Here is a 22,063-nt window from a genome sequence, read left to right on the forward strand (position 1 = left end):
CAACCATGACCGATTATCCGCATCTTCTCGCGCCGCTCGACCTCGGCTTTGTCACGCTGCCCAACCGCGTGCTGATGGGCTCCATGCATACCGGCCTCGAAGAGACCCGCGACTGGAACCGTGTTGCCGAATTCTATGCGGCTCGTGCGCGCGGCGGCGTGGGTCTGATCGTCACGGGCGGCATGGCCCCGAACCGCGAGGGCGGCGTGTTTCCCGGCGCTGCGGGTCTGTTCACGGATCAGGACATTGCCAACCACCGCGTTGTCACGGACCGCGTTCATGATGCGGGCGGACGCATCGCGATGCAGATCCTCCATGCGGGGCGCTATGCCTACGGCAAAGAATGCGTCGCGCCGTCCCCGATCAAATCCCCGATCTCTCCGTTCGTGCCGAACGAGCTGGATGAGGACGGCATCGAAAAGCAGATTGCTGACATCGTCACCGCCGCGATTCGTGCCCGTGAGGCGGGGTATGACGGTGTAGAGATCATGGGGTCCGAAGGGTACTTCCTGAACCAGTTCCTCGTCACCCACACCAACCGCCGCGAAGACCGCTGGGGGGGGACGTACGAAAACCGTATGCGCCTGCCGGTCGAAGTTGTCCGCCGTGTGCGCGAGGCGGTCGGCACAGACTTCATCGTCATCTACCGCCTGTCGATGATCGACCTGATCCCGAACGGTTCGACCTTTGAAGAGGTCGTTGCGCTCGCCAAAGCGGTCGAGGAAGCAGGCGCCACCATCATCAACACGGGCATCGGTTGGCACGAGGCCCGCATTCCGACCATCGCCACCAGCGTCCCGCGCCGCGCGTTTTCGTGGGTGACGAAAAAGCTGATGGGGCATGTGTCGATTCCCGTCATTACCTCCAACCGCATCAACGATCCTGCCGTTGCGGAAAGCGTTTTGCAGGACGGCTGCGCGGACATGGTTTCGATGGCGCGTCCGTTCCTCGCCGATCCGGATTTCGTGCGGAAGGCAGCTGACGGTCGCGCCGATCAGATCGCGCCGTGCATTGCCTGTAACCAAGCCTGCCTTGATCACACGTTCAGCGGCAAACTGACCTCGTGCCTCGTGAACCCGCGTGCTTGCCACGAAACCGAACTGGTCATCGAGGCGGCTGCAAAGCCCAAGAAGATCGCCGTTGTCGGTGCCGGACCGGCTGGCCTGTCCGCCGCGCTGACCGCTGCCGAGCGTGGTCACCAAGTTGCGCTCTTCGACAAATCTGACCGTATCGGCGGACAGCTTAACCTCGCGCGCCAAGTGCCGGGGAAGGAAGAATTCCACGGTCTGGTCCACTGGTTCACCACGATGGTGCAGAGCCGTGATATCGACCTGAAGCTCGGCAATATGGCGACCGTCGAGGCTCTGGAAGGTTACGACGAGGTCATCATCGCCACAGGCGTCAATCCGCGTGATCCGGAGATTGAGGGGCAGGACCAGCCGCATGTGCTGAACTACATTCAGGTGCTCAAGGGCGCCGATGTCGGGAAGTCGGTCGTGGTCATCGGGGCAGGCGGCATCGGTTTTGATGTGTCCGAATTCCTCGTCACTGGCGAAAACAGCCCGACCGAAGACCTGCCCGAATGGCTGACCGAATGGGGCGTCACCGATCCTGAACAGCAGCGCGGCGGTATCGCTCCCGAAGGACCCCAGCCGACCGAGCCGTTGCGTCAGGTGACGCTGCTTCAGCGGAAGGCCGAAAAGCCCGGTCGTCGCCTCGGCAAAACGACCGGCTGGATTCACCGTGCGACGCTTCAGATGAAGGGCGTAAAGATGAAGGGCGGTGTGAACTACGAACGCATCACGCCCGAAGGCATCTGGATCAGCGAGGGCGAGGCGCGCGAGAACGAGCAACTGATCCCGTGCGACACCATCGTGCTGTGTGCAGGACAAGAATCGGACCGCTCTCTGGCTGACGAACTCGCGGCAAAGGGGATTCCCTGTCACGTGATCGGCGGCGCGGATGTTGCGGCGGAGCTAGATGCGAAACGTGCTATCGATCAAGGGACGCGTCTCGCTGCGAGCCTTTAATTACAGGCCTCTCTACGCATTCCATAAGATAATTCGCTAAAATTCCGTTCACCATAGCATGGGCGGAATCCGCGATATTGTCAGGCAACGGCCCAGATTGTGCCCGATTTGGACACGATAACCAGCTTGAGGAATTGGTAGAGAGGACCACGCGAATGGATCGCCTCACAGAGATGGAAGCGTTCGCCACAGTTGTGGATCAGGGTGGATTTACAGATGCAGCCAAGAAGATGGGCATCTCGAAATCGGCCGTGTCCAAGCACGTGTCGTCCCTTGAGGCGCGCCTTGGCGCACGCCTTCTGAACCGCACCACGCGCCGCGTGAGCCCGACCGAAATCGGCCTTGCATACTACGACCGCGCGCGACGCGTTTTGAATGACGCAGGCGAGGCAGACGCGCTGGTCACGTCGATGCAATCCGCGCCGTCGGGTCTGCTCCGCATTAGCGTTGCAACGGACTTCGGCGTGAATCACCTTTCGCCTGTGCTGAACGGCTTCCTTCAGGAATTCCCCGACATCACCGTGAACATGGTGCTGAACAACCGCTACGTGGAGCTGATTTCCGAAGGTTTCGACATGGCAATCCGCGTGGGCGAGCTGGAAGACAGCACGTTGCGCGCCCGCAAACTGACCGACACCACGCTGCGCATGATCGCCTCGCCGAGCTATTTCCAGCAGTATGGCCGTCCGCAGAAGATCGACGATCTGAACGACCACAAGCTGCTGCACTACTCAAATCAAGCGAACAATGCCGTCTGGAAAATCACCGCGCCGAGCGGCGAGAAGCGTCAGGTTCGCACTGCCGGCTGGCTTACGGTCAATGATGGCCAGTCGCTGCTGAACGCATGTGCGTCGGGCCTCGGTATCGCTTACCTGCCGTCGTTCCTCTATGCGGATGCGATGAAGCGAGGGCTTGTGCAGGAAGCCATTCCGGACCTTCCGGCAGAGAAGCAGGGTATCTATGCCGTCTACCCGCCGGGTCGTTTCACCCAGCCGAAGGTGCGCGCGTTCATCGATTTTCTGGTGAATTCGTTCGCGGACAAGGGCCCCGATAACTGGTGATCAGTTACTAAGCGCGATGGCCTCGACCCGCCGGTTGGCGTCGCGGCCATCTTGCGTCAGGTTCGACCTGCGTGGCGCGAGGTAGCCCATGCCCTGCGCATCCATGCGGTCGCGCGAAATGCCATAGGTTTCGGCAAGGCGATCTAGCACAGCGCGGGCACGTGCCTTCGACACGTCGATATTGGCGTTCAGCGAACCTTGGCTATCAGTGTGGCCGACCAGAGCTATCCTTACCGTTGGGTTAGATTCGAGATAGGTTGCCAGATTGGCGAGCGATTGGTAGGTGTCGCCGCTCAGTTCGGACGAGCCTGTCTCGAACGTCAGATCCCAAAGCTCCACATGACCGGTCGTCATAAAGGCGCTGGCCATGTCGTCACTTGCCGGTTCCTGTTCGGCAGCGACAACCGGCGCGGCTTCGCTGTCGGCCACAGGCTCTTCGTTTAAACGGCCGATGCTGATAACCTCCACATACCCAGCGCCGAGCGTTTTGCTGACGAACAGCACAACCGTTTCACCCGCCTTTTTCGCGAGGAGATAGCGGTAATCACCGAGGTCAACGAGCATTGCGGGCGGCGGCGTCAGGTCCAGACCGAAGCGGAAATCGAAGCCGCCGCAACTATCGGTGCGGCACTCGAAGCCGATTGTGTATCCGTCCTCGGTCAGTTGCTGCCGCAGAGGGGCAATCAGCTGTAGCGTTGTGAGGCGGTCGGCATCAATGCGCCAGACCTGCCGTGCGACATCACCCGCGGTGTCTTCGGCGCTCATCCCGCGGTCGATATTCCAAGGTCCGGTCGGTACGGCGAAGCTCGTTGCGGCTTCGGTGTCTTCGTAAACAAGCGTCGCGTTTCCGGGCAAGGAAATCGCGGTCGCCAGCGTGGGCAGCAGCATAAATATGAGCGCAATGGAAAGACGGATCGCCACAGGTCACTCCGCCTTGATGCGGTAGTGGTAGTCCGCGACATGTTCGAAGCCCATGCGCTGGTAAAGCGCGTTTGCGGGGCCGTTAGCTTTGACGACGAGGAGCGCGATCTCCTCAGCTCCGTTCTCGCGTGCCCAGAAGGCCATCGCGCGGATCATGTGTTGCGCAAGGCCGCGACGACGGAAGCGGGGCAGGGTGACAAGGCCATGGAACATCGCGACGCCGTTGTGGATGCCGACATATCCCGTGCCCGCAGGGGTATCGTCCAGACGCCCAAGGATGGTCATACGTTGGCATTCTGCACGCTCCATGACCGCAACGCGGGCAGGGCCGACGCCATCCTCCAGCCAGATTTCGCGCTCAACGGCGAGCGGGGGCCAGACCTCGAACGTTGTGACGGCAGGAGGGCGGTCTGTCGCGATAGGTTCGATCGGGGCGCTCATCAGCGTCACAGGGTCTTTGATCACGTAACCCTGTGCGGCGAGCATCTCGTCCAGTTCCGTATCGCCATGCCGGATCATAAACAGCTTGGGCTGGTCCAAGGCGGTCATCTGCGCTTCGGCGGCGGGCAGATCGGCAAGCGTACCGCTGCCTGTAGTCGCCGAAACGCGGCTGCCAGCACCGAGGCCCTTGCGGAACGTCCACGGCCCGTCGGTCCACTTTTCCGCCGCAGGCCACGTCGCGTCAATCACGTCATAGAGCGTTTCGGGACTGGCCGTCATGCAGGGAAAAGTCCCGCCAGTTTCACCATTGCCGCATCGAGTTTTGCGGCATCCGTGCTGCGCATCACGATGTTCGCGCCGAACATGCCGTTTTCGGTGAACGGGTAGGAGCCGATGGAAATCTCGGGGTACTCCGCCGCAAGTTCGCCAAGCGGGCCAGCTATGTCGCCCTCGCCGCGGTTGATGCGGTAGGTCTGTGAAAGGAGCGGCGCGCCGCCTGTGAGGGTCGGCAGGACCGAGGCCACCATCGCCTCGAACACCGACGGCACACCCGCCATGACGTTCACGTTTTCCATGGTAAAACCAGGGGCGATGCTGACGGGGTTTTCGATCAGAGTTGCGCCGTCAGGAATGCGGGCCATGCGCTGGCGGGCTTCGTTGAACTCTTTGTTCTGGCGTTTGTAATGCGCGTCAAGCAGGTCATACGCATCCTTCCGCACACCAATATTCGCGCCGAAAGCGGCGGCAATGCAGTCCGCGGTGATGTCGTCGTGCGTCGGCCCGATACCACCCGAAGTAAAAACGTAGTCACAGCTTTTGCGCAGGGTATTCACCGCATCGACAATCACGTCGCGGTCGTCGGGCACCATACGCGCTTCTTTCAACTGGATACCCGCTTCGGTCAGCTGGCCCGCGAGGAAATGCATGTTCGCATCGCGGGTGCGGCCAGAGAGGATCTCGTCACCGATAATCAGGATTGCAGCGGTAGGGTTCGACATCGGCTTCTCCAAATCTGGTCTCTTCGGTATAGGGTTCGGCTATGAAGTTTTCCACTCCTCTTGTGCTCGCCCGTCTGATCCGTCGCTACAAACGCTTCCTTGCCGATTGCAGGCTGGAGGACGGGACGGAAGTGACTGCGCATTGTGCAAATCCGGGGAGCATGATGGGGCTGGCCGAGCCCAACTCCAAGATCTGGCTGGAGCCGAACGACGATCCCAAGAAGAAGCTGAAATACGGCTGGCGTCTCGTAGATCACGAGAACGGCCACTTTACGGGCGTGGACACCTCCGTGCCGAACCGCGCGCTGAAACTGGCATTGCAGGAGCGGCGCGTGGCTCCGCTTGCCGCCTATTCGGACGTGCGGGCCGAGGTGAAATACGGTGACAACAGCCGCGCCGATTTCCTGCTGACCGAAGACGGCCTGCCCGATGCATGGGTTGAGGTGAAATCGGTGACGCTGTGCCGTCAGGATGGACTTGCAGAATTCCCCGACTCTGTGACCGCGCGCGGGGCAAAGCATATGGCAGAACTCGCCGAAATGGCGCGTCAGGGGCATCGCGCCATTCTGCTGTTCCTTGTGCAGCGGACCGACTGCGATCTGGTGATGCCTGCACACGACATCGACCCGAAATACTCTGCTGCGCTGAAGGCCGCGATGGATGCGGGTGTCGAGGTTATTGCCCTCGGGACCACGATCACGCCTGAAGGTGTCGAAGTTGCCGCAGAAATCCCGTTCACGTTTGAAGGCGGTAGGGGTGGCCCTGCCTGACGTTCGGGATTAAATAAGCCCAAGTTTGATAGGAGTGGACCAGTGAGCGACGAAGATCTGCGCGGGCGCGTGACCCGAGAAGGTATCCGGATTTACGACGATGCGGACTTTGCCGGTATGCATGCGGCTGGTCAGGTCGCGGCGCAAATCCTTGATGACATCGCTCCGTTCGTTCAGGTCGGCGTAACCACCGGCGAGCTTGACGAGCGCATCACTGCGATGGTCGACGAGTCCGGCACCACTTCGGCCACCATTGGCTACCGCGGTTACCAGCACGCCAGCTGCATCAGTGTGAACCACGTCGTCTGCCACGGTATTCCGGGCAACAAGGCGCTGAAGGACGGCGATATCCTGAACATCGACGTCACCGTCATCAAGGACGGTTGGTTCGGTGACACGAGCCGCATGTACGTTGCGGGCAAACTGCCGCGTAAGGCAGAGCGTCTGATCCAAGTGACCCACGACGCGCTGATGCTCGGCATTGAAGCCGCAAAGCCGGGCAACACCTTCGGTGACATCGGTCACGCCATCCAGACCTACGTCGAAGCCCAGCGCATGTCGGTCGTCCGCGATTTCTGTGGTCACGGTCTGGGCCGCGTGTTCCACGCTCCGCCGAACGTGCTGCACTACGGTCGCAAGGGCTCGGGGCCGGTGCTGGAAGAGGGCATGTTCTTCACCATCGAGCCGATGGTGAACCTCGGCCGCGCCGAAACCAAGGTTCTGTCCGACGACTGGACCGCCGTGACCCGCGATAAATCGATGTCGGCGCAGTTCGAGCACTCGATCGGGATCAAGGCTGACGGAGCGGAGATTTTCACGCTCTCCCCCGGCGGCATTTTCCACCCGACCTACTGATTTCTGCGGTTCTCTTCACGGAGCGCCGCTTTACTTTGGCACCTCCGAATGACCACCGAGACGAACCAGAAAGTTGCCACGCGGGACCATGTCCTGCTGCGCTGGCTGAGGGCCGTTCTGTCGTTCTTTGGTCAACTGGCCGAAGCCACGGTCGTGAGGCTGGCTTTGATGGTGTTGATGGCGTGGGTTTACCTCGACGCGCCGGACCTCGACCTGTCGCTGATGTCGGTCCTGCATCACCGCTCGATCATCACCCACTCACTGCTGCCCGCGCTCGTTTTCCTGATCTTCCGGCGAGAGGTCGGAGCCGCTCCGTTGGCGGGTGCGATTATCGGGATCAGCGTCCACATGTCCTGCGATATGCTGTCGCCGATGGTGGGCTACGGGCAAATCTGGTTGCCCGCGCCGTTCAAGATGCCGCTCGGGTTCTTTAGCTATTTCTGGATCGCGGGGAACGCGCTGGGCGGATACTTCATCGCGTACCGCTTGATGCAACGATACCTGCCCGAAGGTTTCGGGAAGCCAGTGTTCATCGTCCTCGCCGGAGCGATGGGCGCTTACTACGGGATTGAAAACGAGGGCTATCTGGGTGCCTTCGTCATCGCCACGCTCGTCCCGCTGCTGGTCGCGATCCATGCGTGGCGGGGACGTAGCAAGGTCTAGCCAACCAGCCGTTCGTGCAGTTCCTGCATCGACATGACGATCTCTGCGCCAGTTGGCTCCAGTAATTCGCGGCCGCCGTGTTCGTTGTAGCCGTAGAAGCGCGTACCGGCGTTCCGCGCAGCGCCTTCACCAGCGACGCTATCGTCGATCATGAATGTGCGCTCCGGCGCGGCCTTCGCCTGCTCCATCGCCATCTTCAGCATGCCGGGCTGGGGTTTGGGTGCGCCGCTGGTGTGGCCGGAGTACATGCGGCCATCGGCAAAGCGGTCGAACAACCCGTGCGGCCCAAGCGTGTGCTGCATCTTCTCGATCGCGCCGTTTGATGCGATGGCGATGCGGGTGCCTTGCGCTTCTAGCGCGTCGAATAGTTCGACAACGCCAGCCGAGAGCGGGACGCCTTCGGCCAGCACTTCGAACATTTCCTCGTAGACCTGCGCGCTCCAATTATCAGGCAGATCGAGGTTTTTCAGACGTCCGGTGCGGTGGATTTCATGGATGGTCTGCCCGACGAACAGCTCATGCACATCGTCTGCCTGAATCTCCATTCCGTATTTGCGCAGGTGCTTGGCGATCACGGCGCAGGTCGGACCTTCACTGTCGACGATCACACCGTCGCAGTCGAAAATAACAAGATCGGGGGTCATCAAATGCTTTCTAAAAATGTCACATGCGTATCCCCGTATCGCCGCTGATTGAGGACTTCGAAACCTTCGGGCGCAAGCTGGGGGGCGCTCTCTTCGAAAACGATGAGAGCTTCGTCCGCGATCCAGCCATTTGCCTTGGCGTTGGTCAATGCCGTCATGCCGAGGCCCATGCCGTACGGCGGGTCGAGGAACACGAGCGATGCAGGCGCGGCGGTGCAGGGGCCAAGCTTCGTCGCATTACGCACCACGATGGTGGTGTCGGCCTGACGCTTACATTTCGCAATGTTCTCGCGAATCAGTTTTTGCGCAACGCGCCCATCGTCGACAAAAGTGACATGGCTCGCGCCGCGGCTGATCGCTTCAAGGCCGAGCGCGCCGGTGCCTGCAAACAGGTCCAGCACAACCGCATCGCTAATCGGATCGCCGAAACGACCACCCATCAGGACGTTGAACAGGCTTTCGCGCACGCGGTCCGTGGTCGGGCGCAAATGCGCGCCCGGATCACCTTTGCCGACCGAGGCCAGAGCCAGTCCGCGATGTGCGCCGCCGATGATCCTCACGCGCGGAGCAGAGCCTTCATGTTGGTGTTCTCGTCGCAAAGGATCGCAGGTTCGACCGACTTGCCCGCTTCGATGAGGCGCTTGGCGACCATGTAGTCTTTGGCGGCGTTCATGGCATCGCAGGCGATCAGCTTGCCGCCCTTGAAGTACCAGTGCACGCGGCTGTCCGGCGCGTCCGAGAAGGTTTTGACGTGCACTTCGTCGTAGCCGAGGTTCAGGCCAGCGATCTGAAGTTTGGTGTCGTATTGGTCCGACCAGAACCACGGCTTCGGCGTGTAGGGCACGTTCTGGCCAAGCATGTTTTTCGCCACGACCTCCGCCTGATCAATGGCGTTGCCGACGCTTTCGATGCGCAGGCGTTGGCCTTCATAGGTAAGGTTCGCACAGTCACCCGCAGCCCAGACGCCAGGCATGGAAGTCGCGCCATGAAGGTCCGTGTCGATGCCGTTGGAGCAAGCGATTCCCGAAGCATCCGCGAGGATCGTGTTCGGCAAAATGCCTACACCGGCAATGGCGAAATTGACGTCCAACTCAGTGCCGTCGGTCAGGATCGCGCCAGTCACGCGGTCGGTGCCGGTCAGGCGGTCGAGGCCGACACCCTCGATAATCTTCACGCCATTGGCAGTATGGAGATCGCGGAAATAGTCAGAGGTCTGTTCGCACGCGACACGCTGCAAAATGCGCGGCGCCATTTCGATGACGGTGACGTTCAGGCCCTTCTTGGCCGCGACCGCCGCAGCCTCAAGCCCGATGTAGCCGCCGCCGATGACCAGCAGGTTGCGACCGCCTTCGAACTCGGGCGCCATCAGGTCGACGTCAGCCAGATCGCGGACGGTATAGAGGCTGTCCAGCTCGCCGCCGATTTCGCCCGGCAGGACGCGCGGGTAGGAACCGGTGCAAAGCGCCAGCTCGTCGTATTTCATCTCGACCTCGCCCTGAAGGATGATGGTCTTCTCTTCGGGACGCAGTTCGACCACGCGGGTCTGAAGCATCACGTCGATGTTGTTGTCGGTGTACCAGTCCTCAGAGCGGAGCATCAGGCGATCAAGGCCCATCTCGCCCAGAAGGTACGCTTTGGAGAGGGGAGGGCGCTGGTAGGGATGCACAGGCTCTGCGCAGATAAGCGTGATTTTCCCGTCAAATCCCTCGGAGCGCAATTTTGCAACGAGCGAAGCCCCCGCCTGGCCGCCACCGACGACTACAAAATGCTGCATTTTCCCCTCCGATTTTTGTGTTCGTTGTCGCTCGAACCTATATCCTCGGTTCGAAGACATTCAATTCCGAACAGGGGAAAACTATGACGATTTCCGTTGGCGACAAACTACCCGAGGCAACTTTGTTGCGTATGGGCGCCGAAGGTCCCGAAAGCGTAGAACTGTCGACGCTGACCAAAGGCAAAAAGACCGTGATCTTCGGTCTTCCGGGCGCTTACACCGGCACCTGCACCACCTCGCACGTGCCGAGCTTTATCAACGCCAAGGACGATCTGGCCGCCAAGGGCGTGGACGAGATCATCTGCGTTTCGGTCAACGATCCGTTCGTGATGGGCGCTTGGGGCGAATCGACCGGTGCGTCGAACGCAGGCATCCAGATGCTTGGCGATCCGTCTGCTGCATTTATCAAGGCGATCGGCCTCGATTTCACCGCGCCTCCTGCAGGCCTCTACGACCGTTCGCAGCGTTTCGCGCTGTTCGCCGAAGACGGCGAAGTGAAGGTGTTGAACCTCGAAGACAATCCGGGTGTCTGCGACATCTCCGGCGGCGCTTCGATGGTCGACCAGATCTAACGAAAAAGCGGGGCCAGTTGGCCCCGCTTTCTTTTAGTCGGCAGGCTGTTCGTAAACAGTCCGCGTCGGGAACGGAATTTCGATCCCGTTGTCGTCCAGCGCTTCTTTGACCTTACGCTTCATGTCGGCCTGATACTGGAAGTAATCCGAGGCATTCACCCAGACACGGCACAGGAAATCGACCGAGAAGTCGCCGAGGTTGTTCACCTGCAAGAACGGCTCCGGATCGGTGTGCGAGCGCGGATCGCTCATGATGGTGTCGCGGATCACCTGCTCGGCCTTTTTCAGATCGCTACCGTAGCTGACGCCAAAGGTCCATTCGGCGCGGCGTGTCGGGTTGACCGAGTAGTTGATGATCGTGTTACCCCAAACCTCGCTGTTGGGAACAATGACGTGCACGTTGCTGAGGTTCGCGAGCTCTGTGTAGTTGAGCGAGATATTCTTGACCGTACCTACCGAGTCATTGATCTCCACGAAGTCGCCCATTTTGATCGGACGGAAGAGAATGATCATCACGCCTGCTGCGACGTTAGATAGCGTGCCTTGAAGCGCGAGGCCAATGGCAAGACCGGCCGCACCGAGAACCGCAACTATCGAGGTCGTCTGGATGCCGAAAGTGTTCAGAACGAATAGCGCGGCAAAGGTGAGGACGATGTAACGCGCAATGTCGCCGAGGAAGTGGAACAGCGTATCGTCAAGCTGGCGGTGGGATTCACCGACCGCGATGATGCGGCGGCGGACCCAGCCCGAAATGGCAAAGCCAAGGACGACGATAAGGATAATAGCGAGGATATCACCGGCGAGTCCGGCGAGAAAATCAAGCGTCAGGTAGTCGCCAACAGTGTTTCCATTCCAAATTTCAGTATTAAGTAGCTGTTCCATCAAGTCCCTTTAATTCATCAAATTTTTTGGCCAGTTTGACGTCTTTTTCCGTCAGGCCACCGGTGTCATGTGTGGTCAGCTTAACGTTGACCGTCTTGTACACATTGGACCACTCGGGGTGGTGATCCCACTTTTCGGCCCAAATGGCCGCACGCGTCATAAACCCGAAGGCTTCGACAAAGTTCCTGAATACAAAGGTTTTGCAGACGGCTTTGCCCTCATCGCAGAGGTCCCAGCCCGCATCTGTCAGTTCTGTCGTATCCATTAATCCTGCTCTTCTACCGTTGTCTGTTTGAACGGGCCATAGCTCGTGAGAATTTCTATTTCCTCGTCCACCATCCGTTTTTCCTGAACGATGAAGTCCTCGACCGCCTGCCTGAAGCGGCTGTCGGCAATCCAGTGGAGCGAGTGCGTTTCGTGAGGCAGGTAGCCGCGCGCCAGCTTGTGTTCACCCTGCGCGCCCGCTTCGACCCGCAGCCCGTGGGCAATGGCGTAGTCGATGGCCTGATAATAGCAGAGCTCGAAGTGCAGGCAGGGGAAGAACTCCGTGCAGCCCCAATAGCGGCCGAAAATGGTTTCGGCCCCGATGAAGTTCAGCGCACCCGCAACGTAGCGGCCGTCAAGTTCGGCAAGCACAAGAAGCACGTCGTCGCGCATGGTTTCCTGCACGAGGTCGAAGAATGCGCGGGTCAGGTAAGGCGAGCCCCATTTGCGGCTGCCGGTGTCCTGATAGAACTGCCAGAACGCGTCCCAATGTTCGGGTTTTAGATCATCACCCGTGAGGTGGATGATCTCGCCGCCAAAAGCCTGTGCTTGCTGACGCTCCCTACGGATCGTCTTGCGTTTACGGCTGGAGAGTTCGGCAAGGAAATCATCGAAGGTCTCGTAGTCACGGTTTTCCCAGTGAAACTGCTGACCCGTCCGGTGAAGGAGGCCGAGCGCCTCGCCTGCGATGGCTTCGGCTTCAGTGCAGAACGTGACGTGGAGCGATGACAGCCCGTTGTTCGCGGTGACCTCGACAGCGCCCTGCACCAACGCGGCTAACCCCTCCGCCTCGAACCCTTCGCGAGTGAGGAAGCGGCGACCAGTGGCGGGGGTAAAGGGCGCGGCGATCTGGAGCTTGGGGTAGTACTCGCCGCCAGCGCGTTCGTATGCATGGGCCCATGAGTGATCGAAAACGTATTCGCCCTGACTGTGACCCTTGGCAAAGAGCGGCGCCACGCCAATGATCTGTCCGCCTTTGTGGACCGACAGATAAAGCGGCTGCCAACCGGTCCGCGGCCCGACCGAGCCGCTCTGCTCCAGCGCGAACAGAAAACGGTGTGTCATGAAGGGATCGAGGGGTCTGTCGCCCGTCGCAAATGCGCAGGCGTCCCACTCTTCGGCAGGGATTTCCGCGATGCTGTCGTGGGTTCTGACTTCTAGCGCTTCGGTCATACGGGCAATGGTGTGTGCCCGCGCCAAATGGTCAAGCGCGATAACCCTCGAAGGTCACATTATCTGCAATCTCTCGTGCAGCTTTTTCCGCCTCTGTCGACCGAATGGTCCAACATAGGATATTCGCGCCGTTCGCTTTCAACTCTGCGATGCGGGGATCGGCCAGATCGGTGTGCTGATGGCTGACAAAGCAAGAGCCGGTGCGCTCGTAATCGGGGATGCCGCGGAGCGCCTCTCGGGTCGCTGCGGGAATCGTTGGCCAGTCTTCGGCGGCGTAGTTGCAGGTCGTCAGACCGCGCGGCACCTCGGGCAGAAGTTCTGCCATTTTGGCGATGGAGTGCGGATTGAACGACATCAGCGCGACGGGACCGGAGTAGCCTTTGAGCGTTTCCGCAGTCGCGGCTTCCAGCGCTCCGATATTCGGGCCAAGCGCGCCGTCCTGATCCTTGATCTCGATGAGCAGGGGAACCTTGCCGTCCACGGTCGCCAGCACCTCTGCCAGCGTCGGAACGCCCTCGTCACCGCCAAGCAGTGTCATCCGGGCAAGTTCGGCTGCGGTGCGCTGGGCAATCGGGCCGTTTTCGCCTGTCAGTCGGGTGAGGCTGTAGTCGTGGAAGACCATAGCCACACCGTCCTTGGACAGTTGGAGGTCGATTTCGATCCCGTAGCCTTCATCGATAGCCGCGCGGATGGCGGCCAGACTGTTTTCGGGTCGGCCCGCTGCCTTGTCGTGGAAGGCACGGTGGGCAATCGGGTAGTCGATGAAGCTACGGGGAATCATTATTCGATCTCGAAAATGCCGTCGATTTCGACCGCAACGCCGAGCGGCAGCGCGGCCACGCCGACGGCGGAACGCGCATGACGGCCCTTGTCGCCGAGCGCTTCGACGAGGAAGTCCGACGCGCCGTTGATGACTTTCGGCTGTTCGTGGAAGTCATGCGCAGACGCAACAAAGCCGTTCAGCTTCACAACGCGCTTCAGGCGGTCGAGGTCGCCGTCACATGCTGCCTTGAGCTGGGCAAGCAGGCTGATGGCGCACTGTTTGGCCGCCGCAGCGCCCGCCTCGGCGGCCATGGTGTCGCCGAGGCGACCTTTGACCAGACCGTTGGCGTCCTGCGAAATCTGGCCCGAGATGTGAACCAGATTGCCGCTGATGACGAACGGCACGTAGTTGGCGGCCGGGGCCGGAGCTTCGGGCAGGTGGATGCCCAGTTCGGTGAGTTTCTTTTCGATAGCAGACATTGTTTATCCCTGTGTCCGTTGGCGTCCTGTTGTTCAGGATTCGCGGAAAGAATGCGTGAAGAAATCTGTAAGCGGCTTTGTCAAAAACGCCATAGGGCTGCGCTCTCCCGTCCTGATAAACGCCTCGACAGGCATACCCGGCACAATGACGCTACCTTCGGGCAGTCGTTCGGCTTCACCGTCATTGAGCACGATTTCAATGCGATAGTATGACATACGGCTCGCTTCGTCTTCGAAAGCGTCCGCCGAAATGGTGACGACGTGGCCGTAGAGTTCAGGCGTCTGGCGTTGATCGAAGGCCGAGAATCGCAAAGTCACCTCTTGGTCGGTGCGCACGAGGTCGATGTCTCGCGTGAAAATCCGCGAGCTGATGACCAGCGGGCGGTCCTGCGGCACGATGTAGAGCAGCGGCTCTGCGGGCTGGATGACGGCGGCTTCGGAGAAGATGGTCAGGCCGTAGACCACACCCGCGACGGGTGCTCGGATATCGAGACGGTCGAGACGCGCGGCCAGCGTGCGGCGACGTTCGCGCAGTTCCAGTTCGACAGGTTGCAGTTCGCGAAGCTGCGAAATGGCCTCTTCGCGGCGGGTGGTTTCAATGCCGAGGATCGCGAGTTCGATCTCGGTAATGCGGCCCTCGGATTGGGCGATGCCTGCGGTCAGCTCGCCCTGACGCCCCTCAAGGTTCGCCTGTTCACGTTGGAGCGCAAGGACCCGGGTCGCTTGGGCAAGGCCGCGATCAAGAAGCTGCTGCTGGTCGGCGAGTTCGGATTCGATCAATTCGAGCTGGGTGAGAAGAGACGCCTGCTGCGCCTCGATGCCTTTGATCTGTTCCTGCGTCTGCTCGATCCGGCGGCGGTACTGTTCGATCTGGGTATCGGCAGAGGCACGGCGCGCGTCGAACAGGCTGGCTTGGCCGTTCATCAGCGCGACAGCAGAGTCGCCGCCTTCGTCGGTGAGGAATGCGTCGAAGGTGACGTCCTCGGAATTGTCACGCTCCGCTTCGAGGCGATTACGGCGGGCGATAAGCTCGAAAAGCTGGCCTTCGATGACCGCTAGTTCACTGCGCAGTTCGTCGGCATCCAACTGGATGAGCAGCTGGCCTTCGGTGACGGTTTCGCCTTCGTCGACCAAAATTGCATCGACCACACCGCCGTATGGGTGCTGCACGACCTGACGGTTGCGATCAACCTCGACACGGCCCGGTGCGATGACGGCGCCGCTGAGTTGGGCAAATGTCGCCCATGCCATGAAGCCGCCAAAGAGGATGACGACCGAGAAAAGGCCCAGCATGACGAGCGGGCGGACGGACCACTTTTCCTGACTCATGACACGCCTCCCGGACCGGATTTGTCGATAATCTCTTGGTGGTTGCGGGTCACGCTGCGCAGGACTTCGTCCTTGGGTCCGAAGGCGCGGACCTGTCCGCCTTCGATCATCATCAACATGTCGCATTCCTGAATGGCCGCAGGGCGGTGGGCCATGATCATCACGCAGCGGCCTTCGGATTTGAACGTGCGGATTGCCTCGTTCAGCGCGACGGAGCCTTCGTTGTCGAGGTTCGAATTCGGCTCATCGAGGACCAGAATGACCGGATCGCCATACATTGCGCGGGCCAGACCGATGCGCTGGATCTGACCGCCCGAGAGGCGACCACCCAAGGCGGACACGCGGGTGTCGTAACCATCGGGCAGCTTTAGGATCATCTCGTGTGCGGCGGCACGTTTGGCGGCCTTGATCACTGCGGCATCGTCTGGCGTCGGAGACATACGGGCTATGTTTTCCTTGATCGTCCCGTCGAGCAGCTGAACACGCTGCGGAAGGTATCCGATGTGCGAGCCGAGGACATCGGGCTCGTATTGGTCGAGCGACGCACCGTCGAGGCGGATTTTCCCGCCCGCCGGACGCCAGACGCCCGTTACAGCCTTGGCCAGTGTCGACTTGCCTGCACCGGACGGACCGATGACGCCCACAGCATTGCCCGGCTCCAGACGGAAGTTCGCCATACGCAGCGAAGCCTGTGCCTCTCCCGGCGGAACGATAGTCACGGATTGCGCATCGAGGATCGCGCGCGGTTTGGGCAGTTCGGTGCGCGGCTGTTCGACGGGGACTTCGCTCAGCAGGACCGACAGATTGCGCCAGCCTTCGCGAGCACGGACGACGTTGGCCCATTGGCCGATAATCTGCTCGATCGGAGCGAGCGCGCGGCCCAGCAGGATCGAGCCCGCAATCATAGCACCTGCCGACATCAAGCCTTGCAGCGCGAGGTAGGCACCGAGGCCGAGCATCGCGGACTGCAAGAAGAGACGCAGCGCCTTGGATAGCGACGAGAACGTGCCACCCTTGTCAGCCGCGCTAATGGTCGCGGCCAACGACTCCTCGCGCAGCTTTTTCCAGCGGGCGAAGGCCGAATTGCGCATCCCCAGCGACTGAACCATCTCGGCTTCGGAGCGGATGAGCTGCCCCATTGCCTCGGACGCTTGCGTCTGACGGTTGGCGTTCTCCAGCGGAACCTTCGTCGAAAGCTGGTTGGCGATCGTTATCATGATAAGCACAAACGCGCCGACCAGAGCGAGGTAGCCGAGGTAGGGGTGGAAAATGAAGATGCCCGCGAAGAAGATCGGCATGAACGGCAGATCGAACGCCGACATCAGAGCGGGTGAGATGATGAACCGCTGAATCGATTCGAGGTCGCGCAGACCGCTGGCCGCTTGGGGGATGGCTTTGTTGATCGAATGCGCGCGAAGCGACGCTTCGAACACGCGCCGGTCAAGCCGGGACTGGAAACGCGCACCTACACGGCCCATCACGCGGCCACGAACGTAGTCGGTCAGCGCCATGCACAGGTAAAGATAACCGACGAGCACCGTTAGCGCGACGAGCGTCTGGACAGAGCCCGAACCCATCACACGGTCGTAAACATTCATCATGTAAAGAGGACCGGTCAGCATCAGGATGTTCACCACGAAACTGAAAATGGCCACTAACCAGTACAGACCGCGACTCTCCTTGCGAGCGGCGACAAGCTCTGCTTCGCCGCGCTGGGTGATTGGGGGTCTCATTCGTCGTATTGTCCCTTGGTGCGTCCGAGTTGCGACATCGTTGCCGCTCGCGCAATCGTTCTATTCTATTCCGGCCAAATTACCGCTAGGACCGTTATGCAGCGCGTATGCTTCCCAAACAAGACAATCGGGTGACAGCGCAACCTCTGGCGGCACGGAAACCACAGGACCAGTCCCTTTGAAACCAGTATTTGTAAGCCTTCCCGTACTCCTCGCACTCGGCGCCTGTTCGGTTGCGCCCGAGGGGCAGTCGATCCACGACCCCTATGAGCAAACAAACCGTCAGATCCACGAATTCAACGTCGGGTTGGATCGCGCACTTCTGCGCCCTGCGAGCCAGGCGGCCAACACGCTTCCTGATGGCGTCACCCAGACCGTGACGAATTTTGCCGACAATGTCGCGCTGCCGGGGCTGATTGCGAACGGTATCCTGCAAGGCGACGTCAAAGGCGCGAGCACGAACACCTTCCGCTTTGTCATCAACTCGACCGTCGGTTTCTACGGCCTGTTCGATGTTGCCGACATCATCGGCCTCTATGAAGAAGACACTGATTTCGGCGAGACGCTGGCTGTCTGGGGCGTGCCCGAAGGAGCCTATGTCGAGCTGCCGGTTCTGGGCCCGTCGACCGAGCGTGACGCCGTCGGTGAGATCGTCGATATGCTTTACGATCCGCTCGGCAATTGGGTGACCGACGAACAATTGGCATACGGAACTGCCGCGAATGTGGCCGATAAGATCATCACACGCGGTGCTTTCGGAAATTCTGTCGACTCGGTTTTGTATGACAGTGCAGACGGTTACGCCCAAGCACGACTTCTTTACCTTGAAAATCGTCGATACGACTTGGGCCAAGAGCAGTCGGACGCCTATATAGATCCTTACGCAGACCCGTATTTCGATCCCTACGAGGACCAGTAATGACCTTCGCGCTCAACCGCCGCACGTTTATCACTCTCGCCGGAGCAGCAGCTCTGCTCCCTGCCAGCGCCTTTGCGCTCAGCAGCGATCAGGCCCGTCAGCTGGTCGACGCCCTCGTGGCAGAGATCAACGCGACCATCGCTTCCGGCAAGTCCGAGAGCGCGATGATTCAGGACTTTGCCGGCATCTTTGATCGCTACGCCGATGTGCCGATCATCGCCCGCACCGCGATGGGCGTTGACTGGCGCCGTGCGTCGGCCGACCAGCAGAAGCGTTTTACCGAAGCATTCAAAGGCTACGCTGCTCGCAAGTACGGTGGCCGCTTCCGCGAATTCGTTGGTGGCCGTATCGAAGTGCGTGACGTTGTGACCGTTCCGAACGGTGTCGAAGTCCGCGCGATGGCGATTCTGCCGGGACAGGCGCCGTTCGAGGTCAGCTTTGTCATCTCCGACGGTTCGGGTAGCCCGCGCTTCATCAACCTCTTTATCGAGGGGGTGAACATGATCACGTCCGAACGTACCGAAATCGGCGCGATGCTGGACCGCCAGCGCGGCGATATCGATGCGATGATTGCCGACCTGCAAAAAGCGTCCTGATGCTCAAGCAGGCCGTTTTTCTGACTTTTCTTCCCGTCGTGGCGTTCGCTGAAGGCTATGACGGGACTTACCGCCAGACAGCCAACTCCGAATGCGGATTGGTCGGTGTGGACGGCGGGGCGCTCCAGATCAAAGACGGCATCTTCTACGGTGTCGGGATGGAGTGCCGCATGACCGATCCGGTCGAAGTCGACAACATGTCGGCCACTCTCTACGTCATGGAATGCTCGGGCGAGGACGAACAGTGGTCCGAACGCGCATTCGTCATGAACGCAGCAGAGAACGAGGGCCTCATCATGGCGTGGGACGGATATGCCTTCCGCTACGAACGCTGTGTCGACCCTGACGCGGTTGTCGAGGCCGCGACGGAAGTTGAAATTCCCGACGAGGCGGAAGTCACCGAAGTCTCGGCAGAGGTGGAATGAAAAAGGCGCCCGATAGGCGCCTTTCTTGTTTAGCGTTGTAGTTCCCGCAGGATCAGATTGATCAGGTTTTCCGCCTCGGCATCCGACATGACAGGACCAGCCGGTTCGCTGCTTGGCGCGATGGTCGGGAGGGGCAGCGGCACCATGTCTTCGAGCACCCGCACCATCGTCTCGTGCCAGATTTCAGCGGGCAGGCTGCCGCCCGTCACGCCCGACATCGGGGTGTTGTCGTCGTAGCCCATCCAGACGCCGGTTACGTAATCAGCGGTGAAGCCGATGAACCATGCGTCGCGCAGCGCCTGCGTGGTGCCGGACTTGCCCGCGATTTGCCAGCCGTCGATACGAGCGCGCTGGCCAGTGCCGTGCTCGACAACCTGCGTCATCATCCACGTCAGCTTGCGGGCGTTCTCCTCGCGGATCACACGCTCGCCAATGCCGCCACCCGATCCCATGAGGGGAGTGTCGTCACGGCGCAGGCGCAGTTCGTTCATACCGTAAGGCGTGACTGACGAGCCGCCGTTCAGGATGCCAGCGTAAGCGCCGGTCATCTCCAGCGGCGTCGATTCCGATACGCCGAGCGCGAGGGCAGGGCCCTGCGCCAGTTCGGCGGAGAGGCCGAAACCGTTGGCGACCGAGCGAACCGCTTCGCGGCCAACCGACTCTGACAGAAGAATCGTCGGAATGTTGCGGCTTTCCTGAAGCGCTTGCGTCAGCGTGATCGGGCCTTTGAACTGGCGGTCGTAGTTCTGCGGACACCATTCGCCCGAGCCCGCGATGTTCATACACATTGGGGCATCGTTGATGATCTCCATCGGACGGTGGCCGAGTTCCAGCGCAGCAGCAAAGACGAACGGCTTGAACAGCGACCCCGTCTGGCGAAGCGCCTGTGTCGCGCGGTTGAACGAACCACCCGAGGTCAGCTCGCGTCCGCCGACCATGGCGCGGACCGCGCCGTCAGCCGACATGACAACAATAGCTGCCTGCGCGTTGGAGCCTTCTTTGACCTTGTTCTCGAACACCCACGCTAGCGCGTCTTCGGCGGCTTGCTGGATCTTCGGATCGAAGGTGGTGCTGATGATGACGTCTTCGGTGGTGTCGTCGGTGAAATACGACGGGCCGGAGTCCATTACCCAGTCCGCGAAATAGCCGCCCTCGCGCCCGCGCGCGTTTGATACGATCTGCGCGGGGTTGTTCAGTGCGTCCTGAGCCTGCGCGGCGGTGATGTAGCCTTGATCTTCCATCAGACCGACAACCACGCTTGCGCGGTCCCACGACCGCTGGAGGTTGGAGGTCGGCGCATAGGATGATGGCGCTTTGAGCAGGCCGGCGAGCAATGCCGCCTGAGCAGGGTTCACTTCGGACGACGATACGCCGAAGTAGCGCTGCGAAGCGGCCTCGAATCCACGCGTACCTGCGCCAAGGTAGGCGCGGTTCAGGTAGATCGTGAGGATCTCGTCCTTGGTGTACTCTAGCTCCATCGACATCGCGTAGACGGCTTCGGTGATCTTGCGCCAAAGCGTGGTTTGGCGGCAGTCGGCCTCGTAGGCAGCTTCGCTTTCCCAGATAGTGCGGTCGAACGGCTGGCCCTGACAGAGCAGCTTTGCGGTCTGCTGGGTAATGGTCGAGCCGCCCGAACCGGACAGAGGGCCATTGCCAGAGCGAAGGTTCGACCGGATCGCGCCAAGCACGCCGCGCGGCGAGACGCCGAAGTGACTATAGAAGCGTTTGTCCTCGGTCGCGACGACAGCATTGCGCAGGTTGGGCGATACGCTTTCCGCGGTAATCATCCCCGCAAACTGGTCGCCGCGCCATGCAAACTCGCGTCCGTTGCGATCCAGCATCGTGACAGAGCCGCGCGCACGTCCGTCGATCAGTTCTGCCATATCGGGCAGGGTGGTGGACTTGTACCAGACAGCGCCCGCGATGATCAGCGCCACGATAGCGCCGCCGCGCCAGATGGTGCCCCAGATCAAACGGAGGATGCCGCCGAAGAGCGCGAGGATCATCCCGATCGGGCCGCGGCGCTTGCGCGGGGCGGGTGAACGGCGCTTCTTGGGCGACTTCTTCTTTGGCTCGGGCTTCTTCGCTGTCTGCTCCGCGCGTCTGCTATACCGGTTATCAGCCACCAACGGCGGCCGGTTCTTGCCGGATTTGCTCATGTGCTGCTCGTCTGCGTTGTTGTTTTGGGGCGAGTCTATCTGGTGCCGCTAGAATTGTAGAGAGCGAAGATTTGCCTGCTTTTGAGTTTTCTATCGGCGCATTTTTTAAGCAAAACGCACAAAATGTAGAAAATTTAGGCAGTATTGGCCTGCCTGCGCAGCTCTCTATCCCGTGATTGCTTGAGAAAACGGCATGTGTGGCGCCTCCATGTCTCCACGTACGCCGGTTAACGGACGTCGAGATATAACTCTCAAGGGGAAGAACGTGAAACTCATCATTGCTACTATCAAGCCGTTCAAGCTCGAGGAGGTCCGTGAGGCTGTGACCGCCATGGGCGTACGCGGAATGATGGTGACCGAGATCAAGGGCTTCGGCTCGCAGTCGGGTCACACCGAAATCTATCGCGGCGCTGAATATGCTGTGAACTTTGTTCCGAAAGTGAAGCTCGAGATCGTGGTGCCTGACAGCATGGCAGACCAGCTGGTTTCGACCATCGCCACCACCGCCAAGACCGACAAGATCGGCGACGGCAAGATCTTCATTCTGGACGTCGAAGGCGCTGTTCGTGTGCGTACCGGCGAAACGAACGACGACGCTCTTTAAGACGCTCG

24 protein-coding genes are annotated in these 22,063 nt (G+C 60.4%); 10 read left to right on the forward strand and 14 right to left on the reverse strand.

Translation table 11 applies throughout. The features are described from left to right. Positions 1-5 precede the first annotated feature (5 nt). Together HCZ30_RS04265 and HCZ30_RS04270 are read left to right on the forward strand one after the other, a co-directional pair. The gene (locus tag HCZ30_RS04265) at positions 6-2,030 is read left to right on the forward strand and encodes an NADPH-dependent 2,4-dienoyl-CoA reductase (protein ID WP_167636658.1); all 2,025 of its coding nucleotides are present in this window, start codon (positions 6-8) and stop codon (positions 2,028-2,030) included. Between the two features lie 155 nt (positions 2,031-2,185). Further along, the gene (locus HCZ30_RS04270) at positions 2,186-3,091 is read left to right on the forward strand and encodes a LysR family transcriptional regulator (protein WP_167636660.1); all 906 of its coding nucleotides are present in this window, start codon (positions 2,186-2,188) and stop codon (positions 3,089-3,091) included. Here the strand turns inward: HCZ30_RS04270 and HCZ30_RS16800 are convergent, their stop codons facing one another. From HCZ30_RS16800 to HCZ30_RS04285, 3 genes are read right to left on the reverse strand one after another with little or no spacing between them, the layout of a single operon-like run. Beyond that, complete coding sequence (locus HCZ30_RS16800; protein WP_167636662.1) at positions 3,092-4,012, reverse strand: OmpA family protein; 921 nt, start codon at positions 4,010-4,012, stop codon at positions 3,092-3,094. 3 nt (positions 4,013-4,015) lie between these two features. Continuing rightward, positions 4,016-4,732, reverse strand: coding sequence for a GNAT family N-acetyltransferase (locus tag HCZ30_RS04280; RefSeq protein ID WP_167636664.1), 717 nt, complete (start codon positions 4,730-4,732; stop codon positions 4,016-4,018). Then, on the reverse strand, positions 4,729-5,451 hold the full coding sequence (locus HCZ30_RS04285) for a competence/damage-inducible protein A (protein ID WP_167636666.1): 723 nt from the start codon (positions 5,449-5,451) through the stop codon (positions 4,729-4,731). The genes HCZ30_RS04280 and HCZ30_RS04285 overlap by 4 nt, the downstream gene beginning before the upstream one ends. 41 nt (positions 5,452-5,492) lie before the next feature. Here HCZ30_RS04285 and sfsA point away from each other — a divergent pair, with 41 nt between their 5' ends. From sfsA to HCZ30_RS04300, 3 genes are read left to right on the forward strand one after another with little or no spacing between them, the layout of a single operon-like run. Further along, positions 5,493-6,221, forward strand: a complete 729-nt coding sequence (gene sfsA, locus HCZ30_RS04290; RefSeq protein WP_167636668.1) for a DNA/RNA nuclease SfsA — start codon at positions 5,493-5,495, stop codon at positions 6,219-6,221. 42 nt (positions 6,222-6,263) lie between these two features. Beyond that, on the forward strand, positions 6,264-7,076 hold the full coding sequence (gene map / locus HCZ30_RS04295; protein WP_167636670.1) for a type I methionyl aminopeptidase: 813 nt from the start codon (positions 6,264-6,266) through the stop codon (positions 7,074-7,076). A gap of 48 nt (positions 7,077-7,124) precedes the next feature. Then, entirely contained in the window at positions 7,125-7,739 is a 615-nt protein-coding gene (locus HCZ30_RS04300; RefSeq protein WP_167636672.1) for a hypothetical protein, read from the forward strand. Here HCZ30_RS04300 and HCZ30_RS04305 read toward each other — a convergent pair. From HCZ30_RS04305 to HCZ30_RS04315, 3 genes are read right to left on the reverse strand one after another with little or no spacing between them, the layout of a single operon-like run. Continuing rightward, on the reverse strand, positions 7,736-8,383 hold the full coding sequence (locus tag HCZ30_RS04305) for an HAD family hydrolase (protein WP_167636674.1): 648 nt from the start codon (positions 8,381-8,383) through the stop codon (positions 7,736-7,738). The genes HCZ30_RS04300 and HCZ30_RS04305 overlap by 4 nt on opposite strands. After that, complete coding sequence (gene rsmD, locus HCZ30_RS04310; RefSeq protein ID WP_167636676.1) at positions 8,383-8,943, reverse strand: 16S rRNA (guanine(966)-N(2))-methyltransferase RsmD; 561 nt, start codon at positions 8,941-8,943, stop codon at positions 8,383-8,385. Before rsmD ends, HCZ30_RS04305 begins: the two co-directional genes overlap by 1 nt. Next, positions 8,940-10,157, reverse strand: coding sequence for an NAD(P)/FAD-dependent oxidoreductase (locus HCZ30_RS04315; protein ID WP_167636678.1), 1,218 nt, complete (start codon positions 10,155-10,157; stop codon positions 8,940-8,942). Before HCZ30_RS04315 ends, rsmD begins: the two co-directional genes overlap by 4 nt. A gap of 83 nt (positions 10,158-10,240) precedes the next feature. Here HCZ30_RS04315 and HCZ30_RS04320 point away from each other — a divergent pair, with 83 nt between their 5' ends. Next, entirely contained in the window at positions 10,241-10,729 is a 489-nt protein-coding gene (locus HCZ30_RS04320; RefSeq protein ID WP_167636680.1) for a peroxiredoxin, read from the forward strand. Between the two features lie 33 nt (positions 10,730-10,762). Here the strand turns inward: HCZ30_RS04320 and HCZ30_RS04325 are convergent, their stop codons facing one another. Genes HCZ30_RS04325 through HCZ30_RS04355 form a run of 7 tightly spaced genes read right to left on the reverse strand, consistent with a single transcriptional unit; the run spans position 10,763 to position 17,352 of the window. After that, positions 10,763-11,611, reverse strand: coding sequence for a mechanosensitive ion channel family protein (locus HCZ30_RS04325; RefSeq protein WP_167636681.1), 849 nt, complete (start codon positions 11,609-11,611; stop codon positions 10,763-10,765). Beyond that, positions 11,595-11,876 (reverse strand): 4a-hydroxytetrahydrobiopterin dehydratase, encoded by a 282-nt coding sequence (locus tag HCZ30_RS04330; RefSeq protein WP_167636682.1) that lies wholly within the window; start codon positions 11,874-11,876, stop codon positions 11,595-11,597. The genes HCZ30_RS04325 and HCZ30_RS04330 overlap by 17 nt, the downstream gene beginning before the upstream one ends. Further along, the gene (locus tag HCZ30_RS04335; protein WP_167636684.1) at positions 11,876-13,048 is read right to left on the reverse strand and encodes a GNAT family N-acetyltransferase; all 1,173 of its coding nucleotides are present in this window, start codon (positions 13,046-13,048) and stop codon (positions 11,876-11,878) included. Before HCZ30_RS04335 ends, HCZ30_RS04330 begins: the two co-directional genes overlap by 1 nt. Positions 13,049-13,079: 31 nt before the next feature. Beyond that, a complete protein-coding gene (locus tag HCZ30_RS04340; RefSeq protein ID WP_167636686.1) occupies positions 13,080-13,829 on the reverse strand; it encodes a glycerophosphodiester phosphodiesterase family protein in 750 nt (249 codons plus the stop codon). Further along, positions 13,829-14,290, reverse strand: coding sequence for a RidA family protein (locus tag HCZ30_RS04345; protein WP_167636688.1), 462 nt, complete (start codon positions 14,288-14,290; stop codon positions 13,829-13,831). The genes HCZ30_RS04340 and HCZ30_RS04345 overlap by 1 nt, the downstream gene beginning before the upstream one ends. 33 nt (positions 14,291-14,323) lie before the next feature. Continuing rightward, on the reverse strand, positions 14,324-15,619 hold the full coding sequence (locus HCZ30_RS04350) for an HlyD family type I secretion periplasmic adaptor subunit (RefSeq protein ID WP_167636690.1): 1,296 nt from the start codon (positions 15,617-15,619) through the stop codon (positions 14,324-14,326). Further along, complete coding sequence (locus HCZ30_RS04355) at positions 15,616-17,352, reverse strand: type I secretion system permease/ATPase (protein WP_167636692.1); 1,737 nt, start codon at positions 17,350-17,352, stop codon at positions 15,616-15,618. The genes HCZ30_RS04350 and HCZ30_RS04355 overlap by 4 nt, the downstream gene beginning before the upstream one ends. A gap of 178 nt (positions 17,353-17,530) precedes the next feature. Here HCZ30_RS04355 and HCZ30_RS04360 point away from each other — a divergent pair, with 178 nt between their 5' ends. Genes HCZ30_RS04360 through HCZ30_RS04370 form a run of 3 tightly spaced genes read left to right on the forward strand, consistent with a single transcriptional unit; the run spans position 17,531 to position 19,292 of the window. Further along, positions 17,531-18,271: an MlaA family lipoprotein gene (locus HCZ30_RS04360; RefSeq protein ID WP_246212593.1), complete on the forward strand. Its 741-nt coding sequence runs from the start codon at positions 17,531-17,533 to the stop codon at positions 18,269-18,271. Continuing rightward, entirely contained in the window at positions 18,271-18,867 is a 597-nt protein-coding gene (locus HCZ30_RS04365) for an MlaC/ttg2D family ABC transporter substrate-binding protein (RefSeq protein ID WP_167636697.1), read from the forward strand. Before HCZ30_RS04360 ends, HCZ30_RS04365 begins: the two co-directional genes overlap by 1 nt. Then, positions 18,867-19,292 (forward strand): hypothetical protein, encoded by a 426-nt coding sequence (locus HCZ30_RS04370; protein ID WP_246212595.1) that lies wholly within the window; start codon positions 18,867-18,869, stop codon positions 19,290-19,292. Before HCZ30_RS04365 ends, HCZ30_RS04370 begins: the two co-directional genes overlap by 1 nt. 29 nt (positions 19,293-19,321) lie before the next feature. On the opposite strand, the gene HCZ30_RS04375 is transcribed toward HCZ30_RS04370, so the two are convergent. After that, the gene (locus tag HCZ30_RS04375) at positions 19,322-21,451 is read right to left on the reverse strand and encodes a transglycosylase domain-containing protein (protein ID WP_167636699.1); all 2,130 of its coding nucleotides are present in this window, start codon (positions 21,449-21,451) and stop codon (positions 19,322-19,324) included. Between the two features lie 265 nt (positions 21,452-21,716). On the opposite strand from HCZ30_RS04375, the gene HCZ30_RS04380 reads away from it, so the two are divergent. After that, positions 21,717-22,055 carry a P-II family nitrogen regulator gene (locus HCZ30_RS04380; protein WP_167636701.1) on the forward strand — a complete coding sequence of 113 codons (339 nt, stop codon included), beginning with the start codon at positions 21,717-21,719 and terminating at the stop codon, positions 22,053-22,055. Positions 22,056-22,063 lie beyond the last annotated feature (8 nt).

It is taken from the genome of Marivivens donghaensis (assembly GCF_011806565.1).
In the GTDB taxonomy this organism is placed as follows: domain Bacteria; phylum Pseudomonadota; class Alphaproteobacteria; order Rhodobacterales; family Rhodobacteraceae; genus Marivivens; species Marivivens donghaensis_A.